We start from the raw sequence: 17,701 nt of genomic DNA, 5'->3' as shown, positions 1-17,701 counted from the left end.
GGAGCATCTAGTGTTTGCACAACTAAATACAAAAACCGTCTATACGTTTATGGATAGTTTGATTGACCTACGTACTTATATTTTGCAGGCAAAGGCCTTAGGCTATCAAACACTTGGCATTATGGACAAAGACAATCTTTATGGTGCTTACCACTTCATTCAGGCCTGTCTAAAAGCTCAGCTGCGCCCTGTTCTCGGGCTAGAAGTAACCTTGGTTGAGCAGGATGCTTCTTTTAATTTGCAAATGATTGCTAAGAATAGTCGTGGTTATAAAAATTTACTGAAGCTTTCAACTTTGCGGCTATCTGATCGTTTGTCAGTAGCAGATGTTGTTAATTATCAAGAGGGTCTCGCTTTCATTATTTCGGCTAACCAGTATCAACAGGCGTCAGCCTTTCCTTTGCCTTATTATCTGGGTGTTACCCCCAAAACAGTGGTAGATGACTATCAAGGGCCACTCATTGCCCTCCAAGAGGTCCGTTATTTTCAAGAGGAAGAGCGAGAAACCTTGCAGGTTTTGCAAGCAATCAAAGAAAACATTTCCTTAAAGGATGTGCCTTTGATTGAGCAAGGACTTGAGTTGAAAAGTTGCCACGATATGACAGCAGCCTTTGCGGCAACTTATCCAGAGGCTTTGGCCAATCTAGAAGCATTAGTGTCAGATATTCATTATGAATTTGACCAGCAATTGAAACTGCCGCGGTTTAATATGGAAAAACCAGCCCAGCAGGAATTACTGGAGCTGACTACGCAAGGCTTGCAAGACAAAAAACTGTGGACAAAACCTTATCAAGACCGTTTAACTAACGAACTGCAGGTGATTTCAGAAATGGGATTTGATGACTATTTCTTAATTGTCTGGGATTTGCTTCGCTTTGGTCGTAGCAAGGGCTATTATATGGGGATGGGGCGTGGTTCTGCCGCAGGGAGTTTGGTAGCCTATGCGCTTGACATTACAGGAATTGATCCGGTTAAAAATAATCTGCTCTTTGAGCGTTTTTTAAATAAAGAACGTTTTAGCATGCCAGATATTGATATTGATTTACCAGATGTTTATCGCGCCGAGTTTCTTCATTATGTGCGCAATCGTTATGGTATGGAGCATTCAGCACAAATTGTGACCTTTTCAACCTTTGGCCCCAAGCAAGCAATTCGCGATGTGTTTAAACGCTTTGGTGTGCCTGAATATGAACTTACCCAATTAACGAAAAAAATAGGGTTTAAAGAAAGTCTAGCTTCTGTGTTTGAGAGCAATATTAGTTTTCGACAGGTCATTAATAGTAAGCTAGAATATCAAAAAGCTTTTGCGATTGCCAAGCGAATTGAAGGTAATCCGCGTCAGACTTCAATTCATGCAGCTGGTATTGTGATGAGTGATCAACTTCTAACAGATTATATTCCACTTAAGCGTGGCGAAGATATGATGATTACCCAGTATGATGCAGCTGCGGTGGAAGCAAACGGCCTCTTAAAAATGGATTTTTTGGGTCTGCGCAATTTGACCTTTGTCCAGCGGATGCAAGAAAAGGTTGCCAAAGACTACGGTCAAGAGCTTAAGCTTGAAGCGATTGATCTGGAGGATCAAAAGACTCTGGCTTTGTTTGCACGAGGAGATACCAAGGGAATCTTTCAGTTTGAACAAACAGGAGCGATTCATTTATTGCGCAGAATTAAACCTCATCGTTTTGAGGATGTTGTCGCTACTACCAGTCTGAATCGACCAGGAGCAAGTGATTACACTTCCAATTTCATTAAGCGGCGAAATGGACAAGAAGCAGTTGATTTGATTGATCCTGCTGTCGCGGCTATTTTAGAGCCGACTTATGGGATCATGCTCTATCAGGAGCAGGTCATGCAGATTGCTCAAGTCTTTGCTGGCTTTACCTTGGGTCACGCGGATTTGTTACGCAGGGCCATGTCTAAAAAAAATGTGGTGGAGATGCAAAAGATGCAAGAGGCTTTTGTTCAAGGAGCTCTGCAATTGGGCCACTCAGAACAAACGGCACATTTTTTGTTTGACCGGATGGTAAAGTTTGCCGGATATGGCTTCAATCGAAGCCATGCCTTTGCCTATTCAGCTTTAGCCTTTCAGATGGCTTATTTTAAGGCTCATTATCCAGCCGTTTTTTATGATGTGATGATGAACTATTCTAATAGTGATTATATTGCTGATGCTTTAGAGAATGGATTTAAGGTTGGTCGTCTGTCAATTAATACTATTCCTTATCATGATATGTTCAAGCAAGATACGATCCTTTTAGGAATGAAACATATCAAAGCTATTCCGCGTGATTTAACTTATTGGATTATTGAGCACAGACCTTTTGACTCGCTTGAGTCGTTTTTGTCTGCTTTGCCAGAGCATTACCGTGTTCGCTCTATCTTGGAGCCTTTGATTAAAGTAGGACTTTTTGATTGCTTTGAAGCCAATCGCCATAAAATGTTAAGTAATTTAGATGGACTGTTAATTTTTATAAATGAATTGGGCTCATTGTTTGCGGATTCCTCCTTTAGCTGGACTGAGACTGAGGATTATTCGGCAACAGAAAAATATCAGATGGAACAAGAAGTGATTGGGATTGGCTTAAGTGATCATCCTTTATTAGCAATTGCAAAGCGTAGCAACAAGCCATTTCAAATGATTGGCCAGTTGAGCAAAGACCAGCAAGCTACCCTTTTGGTCCAGATCGAATTCATTCGGATTATTCGCACAAAATCAAGCGGCCAACAAATGGCATTTCTACGAGTCTTTGATACCCAACACAAGATGGATGTGACCGTTTTTCCTGATACCTATATGCAGGTCAAGGACCTTCTTAAAGAAGGGGGATTCTATTATTTAAGCGGTCGTGTTAAAGAACGGGACCAAAAACTGCAGCTTGTCTTACAAGGAATAGAAGTTGTACAGGAAAAAGCATTGTGGATTTTGCTAGAAGATCACTCAAACGATACGGCTATTTCTCAACTACTTGCCTTACACAAAGGAAATGTTCCTGTCATCTTGCACTATAAAAAAACAAAAGAAACCCTTCAATTATCAGGGCAGGGTTTGGCCCTCACTCCAGAGGTTGAGCAGGCCCTCCAAAAGCTAGCAGTGAAAACGGTTTATCAATAAAAATGGCCGATTAGTGAAGCTATTTGCAAACTATTATGCTATAATAAGAACGTTAAATTAATAGAAGGAGTACCAAAAATGAAACGTATTGCTGTTTTAACCAGTGGTGGTGATGCCCCTGGTATGAACGCTGCTATTCGTGCAGTTGTTCGAAAAGCAATTTCAGAAGGAATGGAAGTTTATGGTATCAATCGTGGCTATGCTGGCATGGTTGATGGCGATATTTTTCCAATTGGTTCAAAAGGTGTAGGTGATAAGATTTCTCGCGGGGGAACTTTCCTTTACTCTGCACGCTATCCTGAATTTGCTACACTTGAAGGTCAATTAGCTGGTATTGATCAGTTGAAAAAACATGGAATTGAAGGTGTTGTTGTCATTGGGGGAGACGGGTCTTATCACGGAGCGATGAGATTAACTGAACATGGGTTCCCAGCAATCGGTATTCCAGGCACTATTGATAATGATATTGCTGGAACAGACTACACTATTGGTTTTGATACTGCAGTTAATACTGCCGTTGAAGCAATTGATAAACTTCGCGATACGTCTTCAAGTCATGGTCGGACCTTCGTTATTGAAGTTATGGGGCGTAATGCTGGTGATATTGCACTTTGGTCAGGAATTGCTAGCGGAGCCGACCAAATCATTGTCCCAGAAGAAGAATTTGACATTCATAAAGTAGTGGCAACGATTAATGATGACTTTACTAATAAAGGTAAAAACCATCATATTATTGTGCTTGCTGAAGGTGTCATGAGTGGCGACCAATTTGCTAAGCAACTAAAAGAAGCTGGCGACACAAGCGATCTTCGTGTAACAAACTTGGGGCATATCTTACGTGGTGGTTCTCCAACTGCACGTGATCGTGTGATTGCTTCATGGATGGGTGCCCATGCTGTGGAACTTCTTAAAGAAGGTCGTGGCGGTTTAGCCGTTGGTATTCATAATGAAGAGTTGGTTGAAAGCCCAATCCTTGGAACAGCTGAAGAAGGAGCCTTGTTCTCCTTAGCTGAAGATGGCAAAATCATTGTGAATAATCCTCACAATGCCCGATTGGATTTTGCAGCATTAAATCGTTCACTATCACGCTAAGAGCAGTTATCTTTGTTGAAAACTTATAACAATTGACTATTAATAAGGGAGTGTCATTTATCTATGAATAAACGCGTAAAAATCGTTGCTACACTTGGTCCTGCGGTTGAGATCCGTGGGGGTAAAAAATATGGTGAAGACGGCTATTGGGCTGGCAAATTAGATGTTGAAGCATCTGCAAAGAAAATTGCTGAACTAATCGAAGCTGGTGCTAATGTCTTTCGTTTTAACTTCTCACATGGTGATCATCAAGAACAAGGAGAACGTATGGCAACCGTTCGTCTTGCAGAAGAAATGGCACGTCAAAAAGTTGGCTTCCTTTTGGATACCAAAGGCCCAGAAATGCGTACAGAACTCTTTAGCGATGATGCTAAAGAATATAGCTATGTTACTGATGAAGTCATCCGTGTTGCCACCAAGCAAGGTATTCAATCAACTCGTGACGTCATTGCTTTGAACGTTGCTGGAGCACTTGATATTTATGATGAAGTTGCTGTTGGTCAAACGATTCTCATTGACGATGGGAAACTCGGCTTGACAGTGATTGAAAAAGACATTTCTAATCGTGAATTTGTCGTAAAAGTGGAAAATGATGGCATCATCGCCAAACAAAAAGGTGTCAATATTCCTAATACTAAGATTCCTTTCCCAGCACTTGCAGAACGTGACAACGATGATATTCGCTTTGGTTTGAAACAAGGTTTGAACTTCATTGCTATTTCTTTTGTACGTACAGCAAAAGACGTTGAAGAAGTCCGTGCTATTTGTCGTGAAACAGGCAATGAACATGTCCAGTTGTTTGCTAAGATTGAAAATCAACAAGGGATTGATAATCTTGATGAAATCATCGAAGCGGCAGATGGTATCATGATTGCCCGTGGTGATATGGGAATCGAAGTACCATTTGAAATGGTACCAGTTTTCCAAAAAATGATTATTACCAAAGTAAATGCTGCTGGAAAACAAGTTATTACAGCCACAAACATGTTAGAAACCATGACTGAAAAACCTCGTGCTACTCGCTCTGAAGTTTCTGATGTCTTCAACGCTGTTATTGACGGAACCGATGCCACCATGCTTTCTGGGGAATCAGCTAATGGTAAATACCCAGTCGAAGCAGTTCGCACTATGGCAACCATTGACAAGAATGCGCAAACATTGCTATCAGAATATGGTCGTTTAGACTCTTCTAAATTGTCCCGTGATAGCAAAACAGACGTTGTGGCTTCTGCTGTGACTGACGCTACGCATTCAATGGACATCAAACTGGTTGTAACAATTACTGAAACTGGTCATACAGCTCGTGCCATTTCTAAATTCCGTCCAGATGCTGATATTTTAGCTGTAACCTTTGATGAAAAAGTTCAAAAATCATTGATGGTTACTTGGGGTGTTATTCCAGTTGTTGCTGAAAAACCATCTTCAACAGATGACATGTTCGAAGTTGCTGAAAAAGTTGCTTTGGAATCTGGACTTGTGCAATCTGGTGATAATATTGTTATTGTTGCAGGTGTCCCAGTTGGTTCAGGTGGTACTAACACCATGCGTATTCGCACTGTTAAATAAGATGCGAAATGCTAGTTTTTCGCCTATTGACTCAATAGTCAGCTAATGGCAGCATTTGGCAGCTTTGTCCTTGGTAGATCCTTTTCAGACAAGGATTGAGGGGGAAAATTGGCCTCTTGTTTTTAGAGATTCTGTTGTTTATGAGTTATAGAAATACTAGCGGTGATGTGGCAGCAGTGTGAGTTTATGCATTGAATGGACTTAGCTTCTTACTAAAAATATCAAAGTGGGTAAAGTTACTATGCTATATAGCACCTTTACCCACTTTTTAGCATATTCTCACTTCTAATAGCAGGTGAAAGCATTAGAGGCTAACAATAGCCACTTAACCTTTTCTAAGCTAAAGAGAAGCTTGGTGGTAGAGGTAAACAACTACCTGCTTACTCTGTAAGCTTCTGTAAGCTGTAAGCAAGGAGAAGTGTCAAGTCCTTGTTTGATCTTGGGTATGATTTCTTGATGTATAGGCTGTCTAGTGCTAAGCTCAGATTAAACCCACTATTTTTGAAATCTTCTTACCTTTTGTTATTTTTTATATCATGCTATAATCCCGAGTTTATCAGTTAATTGACTTCGCAGGGGTTGTTTTTGCGATAACAGCGGTATTTCTTTTGATTTTTTATCTCTATTTATTGTTGTGAACGGCAATGTATGTTATACTATAGTTATGGCATTTATTCGAATTACAAAAAACAGAGAAGGTCGTAAGCATGTTTATCTTGTTGAAGGATATCGTGAGAACGGAAAGTCAAAACAACGGATTCTTCATAAATATGGTTTGTTGGATGAATTAGAAGCGAAAGAGCCAGGTATTCTTGAGCGATTAAAACGTGAGGCAAAGGAGGAATCACACGCTAAATCTGAAGAATTTCTGATTAAGCTTTCTCTAAAAGACCCAATGAACGCACCTGATGAAAACATTGGTTGGAAGATTTTAGAAGACCTTTACACAACCCTCAAGCTAAATAGATTCTTTAAAAAAAATAAACCGTCAAAAATGACGATTGACTTAGATCAAACGGTTAAGCTTCTGCTCTTTCAACGAATTCTGAACCCAGGAAGCAAATATAGAACTTTCTACCATCAAACTTCCCTATTTGGAAATTGGAATGTTCCATATAATTCAGTATATCGGTCACTAGATGTCTTGAACAATCTTCAATCAGAACTTCAATACCACCTCCATCAAGAGGTCAGTCAATTAACGAATCGAACAGGAACGTTAGTGTTTTACGATGTTACCAACTACTTTTTTGAAATTGATGTTCCGGATGAGGATAGACACGATGAAAATGGAGATATCCTTGTAGAGGGCCTTCGTCGAAGAGGAGCCAGTAAAGAATACAGGAGAGACCCCATTATCCAAATGGGATTATTCATGGATATAAATGGTATTCCCATAGCTTATAGACTTTTTAGAGGTAACGTTACAGACCCTATCACCTACATCCCTGCAATTGAGCAAGTAAAGAAACAATTTGGGATTGAACGGTTGGTAGTGGTCGCAGACAAGGCCATGAACAGCACAAATAACCTACAAGCTACTATAAAGAATAATGACGGTTGGCTTTTCTCTCAAAAGCACCGTGGGAAACGTGGCGCTCCAAAGGATATTCAAGAAAACATATTGGAAGAATCTGGTTGGCAGTTTAATCAAAATCTCACTTTTGCTAAAAAGTCTTACATTCGGGAGAGAAAACTTGGGACAAAGAAGGATTCCCCAACTGTTAAAGAAAAAGTGCTGATGACATGGTCTAAAAAATATGAAGATAGAGAACGGATTCGACGCGAAGGAGCTCTCGACTATGCCAATAAGTTAACCAATGCAGAACTATTTCGACAAACGAGTAAGAAGGGAGGGAAGAAATACCTTGAATTGAGCTACTTGGATACCGAAACTGGAGAGGTTAAACCATTTTCACCACTTATCCGACTTGATCAAGAACAGGTGGAATATGATGCTCAATTTGATGGAGTTCATGTCCTTGTAACGAGTGAAATTGAGATGGAGGATGATGCTATATTAGCGGCCTACAAAGAACTATCCTCTATTGAAAGTTGTTTTCGAATAACCAAAACAGAGTTTGAAACTAGACCTGTTTACGTAAGGAAAAAGGAACATATTGAAGGCCATTTCCTAATCTGCTTTATCAGTTTAGTAATGATTCGCTTATTGTATTACATTAGCGATAAGAAGATGAGTCCTGCTAGAATGATTGACAGCTTAAACAGTATGTTAGCTTCAACTATGGGACAAGGAATATATAGAGTCCAGCAAAATCATGAAGCAAGTGAATTCCTTCGTTTATTAGGTATTACTTGGGACCGTGGAACAGTCAGACACGAAGATATTCAAAAGTTAGGGAAAAACTGCATACACAACACGATTTACAACTTAAAAAAGCTTCAATAACGTTGATTTGACAGCGTTTATAGAGATTTTTTTATTTTTTAACTGATAAACTCGGGTAAGCTGTAAGCAAGGAGAAGTGTCAAGTCCTTGTTTGATCTTGGGTATGATTTCTTGATGTATAGGCTGTCTAGTGCTAAGCTCAGATTAAACCCACTATTTTTGAAATCTTCTTACCTTTTGTTATTTTTTATATCATGCTATAATAGAGCTAAGATTAGGAGTACTTATGGTAAAAAGAGATTTTATACGGAATATCTTGCTGGCTTTGCTAGTGATTATTATACTGATCCTTTTGCGCATATTTGTGTTTTCGTGCTATCGTGTTAAGCAAGATACAGCCAATAGCTATTTACACAAAGGGGATCTGATTGTTTTAAAACGGACGATTGAACCCAAATATAAGGATTTTGTTGTTTACAAGTTTCATAAAAAAACCTATATTAGCCGTGTTATTGCTACAGAGGGTGAAGCGGTGACTTATATGGATGATATTTTCTATCTTAATGGTAAAGTTGAGAATCAAGCATATATCAATGCGATGAAGCACAAGTATCTAAGTACAGCTCCGATGGGGAGTCTTTATACGGATGATTTTACCATTGATACCTTAACCCGTGGGAAGGCGCAAAAAATTCCTAAAGACTATTTTTTAGTTTTAAATGATAATCGTCTCAATAGGAAGGACAGCCGAAGTTTTGGACTCATCAAGCGCAGTCAGATTAAAGGTGTAGCGACCTTTAGGGTTTTACCACTGAGCAACTTTGGCTTTATAGAAGTCGAGTAGGACACGAGCAACTCTAACTATATTGGTGGTAGATCAATCTACACCGCTCTTTCAAAGCCCAATGGGCTCCAATGGGCTTAAATGTTGGGCTTTTTTGAGCCGTGCAAATGGCAAGTGTTTATTTGTTAGGGCAGATGATGCAGCTAGGCTGTTTAAAAAACTTTTTAGCTAAATTTTTGGTTTCGATAATTGCTACAGCGATCTGATCCGCGATAGCGCTTATCGTGACCATTTTTATTTGAGCAGGGTGAGACGAAAAAGCAACCCTGATCATGTACTCTTGAAAAAGGGTTTGATGTTTTCTTTATAAAGTCTCCTTTTTCTAGAAAATGTTTCCTGCTTTGCTTGGCTTTTTTCACTAAGGATGCATTTAGTTAACCTGGTTGTACAAGATTGCAGCTCAAAAAATAATAAAAGAAACGCAAATGCTCTAGGCAAGGTTTACTATTTTTGTAGTAAAAGATGGTAAAAAATGAGCAATAAGAAGATGAACTGTCGTAATTGACAAGAGAAGGTATCGATTTTTAAGAACACTTAGGCGGGCAGCTAGATTCTTCTTGCTGCTAAAGGAAGTGTTCTCTTCGTTCAGGACTATACCAATTTAATTATTGACAAGAAAAAATCAAAATTATATACTTTAAACATAGTTTTTTGTTAGTTTTTATAGACTATACCAATTTAATATAAATAGAAAGTCGCAAGCTCTCTTGCGAAGGTTTACATTATGTGTGGAATTGTTGGCGTTGTAGGTAATCGAAATGCTACCGATATTTTGATGCAAGGTTTGGAAAAGCTGGAGTACCGTGGCTATGATTCAGCCGGTATTTTTGTTTTGAATGATCAAAAAGGGCATCTGGTAAAATCAATTGGCCGCATTGCTGATTTACATGAAAAAATCGGTATGGATGTAGCTGGCAGCACAGGTATCGGCCATACACGGTGGGCTACCCATGGACAAGCCACAGAAGAAAACGCTCACCCGCATACATCAGCATCAGGTCGCTTTGTCTTGGTGCATAATGGTGTTATTGAAAATTACCTCCATATCAAGGAAACTTACCTAGCAGGCGATCATTTTAAAGGGCAAACAGACACTGAGATTGCGGCTCATTTGATAGGCAAATTTGCAGAGGATGAGAAGCTATCAGTACTAGATGCTTTCAAAAAGGCCTTGGCAGTGATTGAAGGCTCCTATGCTTTTGCCTTAATTGATAGTTTAGATCCTGATACTATTTATGTGGCTAAAAATAAATCCCCATTGTTAATCGGTCTTGGTGAGGGTTACAACATGGTCTGTTCTGATGCTATGGCCATGATCCGTGAAACAAGTGAATTCATGGAAATTCATGATAAAGAATTGGTTATGTTAACTAAAGATGCGGTAACTGTGACAGATTATGATGGCAAGGTGATGGAGCGTCAATCTTATACGGCTGAACTGGACCTTTCTGATATTGGTAAGGGGACTTATCCTTTTTACATGTTGAAAGAAATTGATGAACAACCAACGGTGATGCGACAATTAATATCTACCTATTCTGATGCTCAAGGACGGATGGTCATTGACCCGGCAATTGTTAAGTCTGTGCAAGAAGCAGATCGTATTTACATCCTTGCTGCAGGAACCTCCTACAACGCTGGTTTTGCATCAAAGGCGATGATTGAACAATTGACGGACACACCAGTTGAGATGGGAGTGGCTTCAGAATGGGGTTACCATATGCCATTATTGAGCAAAAAACCAATGTTCATCTTACTTAGTCAATCAGGTGAAACAGCAGATAGCCGTCAAGTTTTGGTTAAAGCTAATCAAATGGGGATTCCAAGCTTGACCATTACGAATGTACCTGGTTCAACGCTTTCTCGAGAAGCAAGCTATACCATGTTATTGCATGCTGGACCTGAAATTGCTGTAGCGTCAACGAAAGCCTATACTGCGCAAGTTGCAGCCTTAGCTTTCTTATCAAAAGCTGTTGGTGAGGCAAATGGTAAAAAAGAAGCACTTGCATTTGACCTTGTGCATGAATTGTCACTAGTGGCACAATCCATTGAGGCAACCCTCTCTGAAAAAGACCTCATCGCAGAAAAAGTTGAAAATCTTTTGGCGACAACGCGTAATGCATTCTATATTGGTCGGGGAAATGATTACTATGTTGCAATGGAAGCTTCGCTTAAATTAAAAGAAATTTCTTACATTCAATGTGAAGGTTTTGCTGCGGGTGAATTAAAACATGGAACTATTTCACTAATTGAAGAAGGAACACCAGTGATTGGCCTGATTTCTTCTAGTGAGTTAGTGGCGGCTCACACGCGTGGTAATATTCAAGAAGTGGCAGCACGAGGAGCACATGTCTTAACAGTGGTTGAAGAAGGACTAGAACGTGAGGGTGATGATATTATTGTCAATAAGGTGCACCCATTCCTTGCGACTATTGCAATGGTTATTCCAACACAGTTGATTGCCTATTATGCTTCATTACAGCGTGGACTTGATGTTGACAAGCCACGTAATCTAGCTAAAGCAGTGACTGTTGAATAGTGTTTTCGTTAAAAGGACCTCTCATCTTAGTTAAGGCTGGTGAAAAAACTCCTTTTTTGGAGAATGGGGTGCCCACCTTATCTCGTTTTTTGGCATAAGGTATTATCTAGGGTAATGGGATATTATCAAACGTCATTGACGTTTAGCTGAAGGATAGTTGTATGGTTTGTTATGCGTAGCGAGATAGGGTACGTTTTGATGTGATGATGTCTAGAGATAATCGGATGTGGCTTTGTTAGAGTCATCTGCGATTGTCTTTTTTGTTTTGTGCCCATTTTTTCGGCAAAAAAGGGTGATGTACTTGCTAACTTCTGTAAAATCAGGATTATGGTGGGATTGCATAGTGGTCTCCAAAAAAGATAACAATTATCACTTCATCCTTTTAAAGGGAATGGTTTACGATGGCGGTTTGTTTTCATCGTTTCATTCCTTTTTTTGATGGTCTTTTTGATGGTTTTTAGATAGTTGGCTTTGAGTGTTCTGAGTCAGGTTCTTTGGTTTTGTTTTAGGGATAGATTGGGGTGTTGTCATTACAGTGCGGCTCACTGCCGCGATATGAAAGATAGTTATTGAAAATCTTAACCAAGCAGCTTATTGCATAAAGAAATTGCTAAGGGGAGTAGCTCTCTTATTTGCCATCTTTTTTGTCACAAATACTGTGCCAAAGTTTGAGTTTTCTGGCTTATAGCCTGATGTTACCATTAAAGAGTAATATCACTAGGAGGGTTTTCTAATGGAACAAAAATCTTCATTAAAAGTTAGAGTACAAAAGCTTGGTACAGCTTTATCTAACATGGTTATGCCCAATATAGGAGCTTTTATTGCTTGGGGAGTACTGACAGCCCTCTTTATTCCCACGGGTTGGCTGCCTAATAAGCAGTTTGCCATGGCGGTGGGGCCAATGATTTCCTACTTGTTGCCTACTTTAATTGGTTACACAGGAGGTCATGCTGTTTATGGTCAACGAGGAGCAGTTGTAGGAGTAATTGCCACTTTTGGTGCCATTGCTGGTACAAGTTCGCCCATGTTTATCGGTGCAATGGTGATGGGGCCGCTAGGAGCGTGGTGCATCAAAACATTTGATCGACGCTACCAAGAAAAGATTCGGCCTGGTTTTGAAATGTTGGTCAATAACTTTTCTGCGGGGCTTATTGGCTTTGCCTTGTTGTTGCTGTCTTTCAAAATTATTGGGCCAATTGTGGCAACTTTGACTGAAACAATTGGTAAAGGTGTCCAAGCTTTGGTAGACATGCACCTTTTGCCACTAGCAAATATTTTGATTGAGCCAGCAAAGATTCTCTTTTTAAACAATGCTCTGAATCATGGTATTTTTACGCCACTTGGGACAGAACAAGTGCTTAAGGTTGGGAAATCAGTGCTTTTCTTGTTAGAAGCCAACCCTGGTCCTGGTTTGGGGATTTTGGTAGCTTATGCTTTATTTGGCAAAGGCTCTGCTAAGGCCTCATCTTGGGGAGCAATGATTATTCATTTCTTTGGTGGAATTCATGAGATTTATTTCCCCTATGTGATGATGAAACCAGCCCTTTTCCTTGCTGTTATTGGCGGTGGTGTAACAGGGACCTTTACAAATGTTCTTTTAGGTTCAGGGCTTACAGGAGCTGCATCGCCTGGATCAATTATCGCTATTGAGCTCATGGCCCCCAAAGGTCTCTGGCCACATGTGAATGTTTTACTAGGTGTCTTAGCTGGTGCAGCTATTTCCTTCCTAATTGCTAGCTTAATCCTAAAAGCTGATAAATCAGTAGAAGATGAAAGTGCCCTTGAGCAAGCACAAATCGCTTCGCAAGCTGCCAAAGCACAATCAAAAGGGCAGCTCATAGCTACTGACAGTAAGGAAGCTGATTTTTCTGCTGATACTATTGAGCATATTATCTTTGCTTGTGATGCTGGAATGGGAAGCTCAGCTATGGGGGCTTCAATTCTACGAGACAAAGTAAAAAAAGCTGGTTTGACAATTCCTGTTAGTAATAAAGCTATTTCAAATTTAACAGATGTTACCAATACCTTGATTGTCACGCAGCAAGAACTAGCGGCGCGTGCTGCTCAAAAGACGCCTCGTGCTGTTCATATTTCTGTTGATAATTTTTTAGCAACGCCAAAATATGATGAGATTGTCGCGCAGCTTAGCGCAACCCCGATAGCAAACCAAGAGCAAAAGGCATCAAAAACAGCAAAAGAGCAGACAGAAACAGTGATTGATCTGGATTACATTGATGAAGTTGTTTTTGCTTATGACAAGGGGCAAGGTTCTGCAACGATGGGACAGGCAACTCTGGCAGCGATTTTTAAGCATCAGCAGATTGATATTCCCGTTTCAAAGGCTACTAATGGAGAGTTGCAGCGCTTTGATGCCAAAAATATTCTGATTATAACCACCATAGCCAATCAATCCTTAGCACAATCTATGGCACCCAATGCGCAATTCTTAGTTGTTGATAGTTTGGTGACAACTGCTGAGTATGATAAAATGGTTGCTCGTATGCACAAATAAAACAAGGAAATACATGATAAAAGGATGCTATTAACAAAACGAGAAGAACAATTATTGCAAGCATTTCTTCGTTATGGGAAGCTTTCAATGGATAATATTGCTGCTATTTTGAAAGTGTCCAAGCGGACAGCCTATCGTGTCCTTAATGACTTGACGGTTAGTTTGAACCCTCTAGCTGTTGGCATTGTTAAAGAAAACCACAAGTATTTGCTGACAGGACAATTATCTCGTATTGCAGATTACAGGAGTCAAGCTAGCTTTTCAAAAATGGAGCGTCTTAATCGTATTACTTATCACTTGCTTATAGCCGATCAAGAAATAACGAATGATGAACTTCAAAGCCTATTAGGTGTTAGTAATGTGACGATCATACAAGATGTTGCAGAAGTAGAAGAACGTTTAGCTAGTTTTGGCATGACACTAAAGCGATTAAAGGGCTACGTCTTGACAGGCTCAGCCCTTATGCGTCGTCGCTTGTTAGCCGTTTTACTATCTAATAATATTAGTCTATCAGATTTTTGGCAGGGGCAAATGGGATATTTCAAGCCCATGCAAACAGAGCATTTACTGATTGCCCTGGATATTTTTCAGCGCTATCAGCAGCAACTACCTGAGATGGATGCTAAACTGGTCCAGTATTTTGTCTTTAATCTGGTCTTAAGCAATTGGTACGCGGTGGAAGATCAACCACAGGCGGTGAGTAAGACAGCACTTGATTTTGCTAAGAAAGTCTATGCTGATTTTTCAGCACAAACTCAGACCTTTTATCCCATTCAGGAAATATTAACATTTGCTGCGCTCTTAGATACGGCTCTTTTAAAGCGGCAGGAAACTCCTCTATACCAGGAAAATTTTGATAGCGAATTTTTCTATAGTGTATCTAATTTAATTGATAAGGTAGCCCTTTACACAAAAATTGCCTTTACCAAGGATCAGACCTTGTTTAAATTCTTGTTCAATCATCTGCGTTTGACCTTAGCAGTGCCGATTCTCTTTGCCAAGACCAGTGTTGCTAGCTTGGCACATGATGCATTTGAGCAAAATGAGTATTTGCACCGTGTTATCAAATTGTTAATGATGGAAATCTTTCCCTTATACATTCAAACAGAGTCAGAATGGGAGTTGGTTACCCTACATTTTGCCTCGAGTCTTCGGCGCAGCCCCCACATTTATCCGGTTCAGGTTTTATTACTGACGGATGAACGACCACTGGCCACTGAATTATTAGTTTCACGGATGAAAAATATCGCTCCCTTTATTGCTTCTATCAGGACTAAAAGCACGCGTCAGTTAGGTGAAAATGACTTTAAAGAGTATGATGCCATCTTGGCGACAAAGCCCATGGCTGACCAGCGCATTCGCATCGTATCAACCTTTCCCGCTGCTAATGAAATGGTATCTTTAGAGCAGTTTTTACAGGAGATACAGATTAACCGCGAGGTCAAGTTTCGCGAAGATACTGTGTTTCCCATGCATCTGAATTTGCAGTCTTATTTGACTGCCAGCCAAGCGATTTTACAAACGTTTACTTTAAAACAATTGCATAATCAAGCTTCCTTTCAGCAAACGATTTATGATTTGGTTGCTCAATTGTCTGTGGTTGATGATCAGCCTTACTTGGCTGATAAGCTCATTCGGCGTTTTCAAGAGAGTCCGCTGGCAATTCCAGAAACTAACCTAGCCTTGATTCACACTCAGTCGCATCAGGTCAAGCAATCCATTTTTATGATTTTTGAGCTAGAGCATCCTGTTAAGGCTAAATCAATGAATGGCGAAGACGAGATGGTCTCACGTATTTTGGTGATGTTAACCAAGCATGATGAGGTTGATGAAGTCCGAGAACTAATGACGGCTATCAGTCAATCAATTATTGAAAATCATCTTTATACGGAGATTTATAAAAAGGGCAATGCTGACATCATTTATCATCTGTTAAATCACATTTTTACCGATAAAATTAAGAAAATGGAGAACTAATATGGAATTTCAAAAGCAGTTGATTGCCTTAAATCAAAGCTTTGCAAGCAAAGAAGAAGCAATTCGTTATTGTGGAAACCTGCTTTACGAAAATGGCTATGTTGATCAAGATTACATTCAAGCTATGCTTGATCGTGATAAGGAATTATCAGTGTATATGGGCAATTTTATTGCCATTCCGCATGGGACGGATGCAGCTAAAAAGAGTGTCCACAAGTCTGGATTAGCTGTGGTGCAAGTACCTGGCGGTGTGAATTTTGGGACACAAGCAGCTCCGCAAATTGCGACGGTTCTCTTTGGTATTGCTGGCATTGGTGATGACCATCTGGCCTTGATTCAAAAAATTTCGATTTTTTGTGCTGATGTCGATAATGTGGTTAAGTTGGCAGATGCCCAATCAGTCGAGCAAGTCATTCATTTATTAACCACTGTTGATGAGTAACCAAAGCAAAAAAAGGAGCTAAACATGAAAAAAGCAGTACACTTTGGAGCAGGTAATATTGGCCGTGGTTTTGTTGGAGAGGTTTTAGCAGCAAATGGCTTTGCTATTGAGTTTGTTGATGTTAATGAAACCATTATTGAGGCTTTAAATCAGCACCATTCTTATACAATTGAAATTGCAGAAGATGGCAAACGTCAGGTATGTGTGAATAATGTGTCTGGTATAAATAGCCGTCTCCATCCAGAAGCCGTTGTGAACGCGATTGTAGAAGCAACAATCATCACAACAGCTATAGGGCCCAATATTTTGCCCTTTATTGCGCAGCTGATTGCCCAAGGTATCCAAAAACGCCGTCTCGCTGGTGTGACAGAACCAATTGATGTTTTAGCCTGTGAAAATATGATTGGTGGGTCACAGTTTTTGTTGAGTGAGGTCGCAAAATACTTAGAACCTGCAGATCAAGCCTATGTTGAACAATATGTCGGCTTTCCCAATGCTGCGGTTGATCGCATTGTACCTGCCCAATCGCATGAGGATCCCTTATTTGTGGTCGTTGAGCCTTTTAAAGAGTGGGTCGTAGAGACTAGCAAAATGAAAAATGCAAGCCTCAAACTAGCCGGTGTTCACTATGAAGAAAACCTGGAGCCTTTTATTGAACGAAAATTGTTCTCGGTGAATTCTGGTCACGCAACAGCAGCATACAGCGGGGCACATGCGGGTGTCAAAACCATCTTGCAAGCACTTAGCATCCCCGAGGTCAAAACTCAATTAGCTGCTGTTTTTGGGGAAATGAGACAACTCCTGATTGCCAAATGGGATTTTACTGAGGATGCTTTGAAGGCTTATCATGCTGTTATTATCAGTCGATTTGAAAACCCTTACATAGTTGATGATGTTAGTCGGGTGGCGCGGACGCCGCTTCGCAAATTAGGCTACGATGAACGCTTTATTCGTCCAATCAGAGAATTGAAAGAGCGCAGCTTACCTTATGATAATCTCCTTAAAACGGTAGCTTACGTCTTTACTTATCGTGATGACAATGACGAACAAAGTCAGCAATTGCAACAGATGCTTTCTGAAACTGACCTACCACAAGTGGTGAAAGAGGTTACCGGCTTAGAAGACCAGGACTTAATTGCTGAAATTGTGGCCGCTATTGAGCAGGTTAGAGCTTAAGCAAACTTTCCTTAGACAAGCTTGCTGACTACTAGCTTGCTGAAGATAGACACTATAAAAATCGGGTTGGCACTGAGACTTAAAAAGC

The 17,701-nt window shown here is 40.1% G+C and carries 10 protein-coding genes; all 10 read left to right on the top strand.

Going from position 1 to position 17,701, the window contains the following annotated elements:
• The first annotated feature begins 10 nt into the window (after window positions 1-10).
• A complete protein-coding gene (locus K5J94_RS07445; RefSeq protein WP_221912772.1) occupies window positions 11-3,115 on the top strand; it encodes a DNA polymerase III subunit alpha in 3,105 nt (1,034 codons plus the stop codon).
• 78 nt (window positions 3,116-3,193) lie between these two features.
• On the top strand, window positions 3,194-4,207 hold the full coding sequence (pfkA, locus tag K5J94_RS07440) for a 6-phosphofructokinase (protein ID WP_159544049.1): 1,014 nt from the start codon (window positions 3,194-3,196) through the stop codon (window positions 4,205-4,207).
• A gap of 63 nt (window positions 4,208-4,270) precedes the next feature.
• Window positions 4,271-5,773 (top strand): pyruvate kinase, encoded by a 1,503-nt coding sequence (pyk, locus tag K5J94_RS07435; protein ID WP_159544047.1) that lies wholly within the window; start codon window positions 4,271-4,273, stop codon window positions 5,771-5,773.
• 664 nt (window positions 5,774-6,437) lie between these two features.
• Window positions 6,438-8,183, top strand: coding sequence for an IS1634 family transposase (locus K5J94_RS07430; protein WP_221912771.1), 1,746 nt, complete (start codon window positions 6,438-6,440; stop codon window positions 8,181-8,183).
• A 226-nt stretch (window positions 8,184-8,409) separates the two neighbouring features.
• Entirely contained in the window at window positions 8,410-8,967 is a 558-nt protein-coding gene (gene lepB / locus K5J94_RS07425; RefSeq protein WP_159544043.1) for a signal peptidase I, read from the top strand.
• Window positions 8,968-9,691: 724 nt separating this feature from the next.
• Window positions 9,692-11,506, top strand: a complete 1,815-nt coding sequence (glmS, locus tag K5J94_RS07420) for a glutamine--fructose-6-phosphate transaminase (isomerizing) (RefSeq protein ID WP_159796972.1) — start codon at window positions 9,692-9,694, stop codon at window positions 11,504-11,506.
• Window positions 11,507-12,239: 733 nt separating this feature from the next.
• Window positions 12,240-14,018 carry a PTS mannitol-specific transporter subunit IIBC gene (locus tag K5J94_RS07415; protein WP_221912770.1) on the top strand — a complete coding sequence of 593 codons (1,779 nt, stop codon included), beginning with the start codon at window positions 12,240-12,242 and terminating at the stop codon, window positions 14,016-14,018.
• A 24-nt stretch (window positions 14,019-14,042) separates the two neighbouring features.
• Window positions 14,043-15,995: a BglG family transcription antiterminator gene (locus K5J94_RS07410; RefSeq protein ID WP_221912769.1), complete on the top strand. Its 1,953-nt coding sequence runs from the start codon at window positions 14,043-14,045 to the stop codon at window positions 15,993-15,995.
• A gap of 1 nt (window position 15,996) precedes the next feature.
• Complete coding sequence (locus tag K5J94_RS07405; protein ID WP_159564021.1) at window positions 15,997-16,437, top strand: PTS sugar transporter subunit IIA; 441 nt, start codon at window positions 15,997-15,999, stop codon at window positions 16,435-16,437.
• Between the two features lie 24 nt (window positions 16,438-16,461).
• Window positions 16,462-17,613: a mannitol-1-phosphate 5-dehydrogenase gene (locus tag K5J94_RS07400; protein WP_221912768.1), complete on the top strand. Its 1,152-nt coding sequence runs from the start codon at window positions 16,462-16,464 to the stop codon at window positions 17,611-17,613.
• Window positions 17,614-17,701: the final 88 nt, after the last annotated feature.

The organism is Streptococcus halichoeri (assembly GCF_019774635.1).
GTDB lineage: Bacteria > Bacillota > Bacilli > Lactobacillales > Streptococcaceae > Streptococcus > Streptococcus halichoeri.
This window is presented reverse-complemented; position numbering and strand designations above follow the sequence as displayed.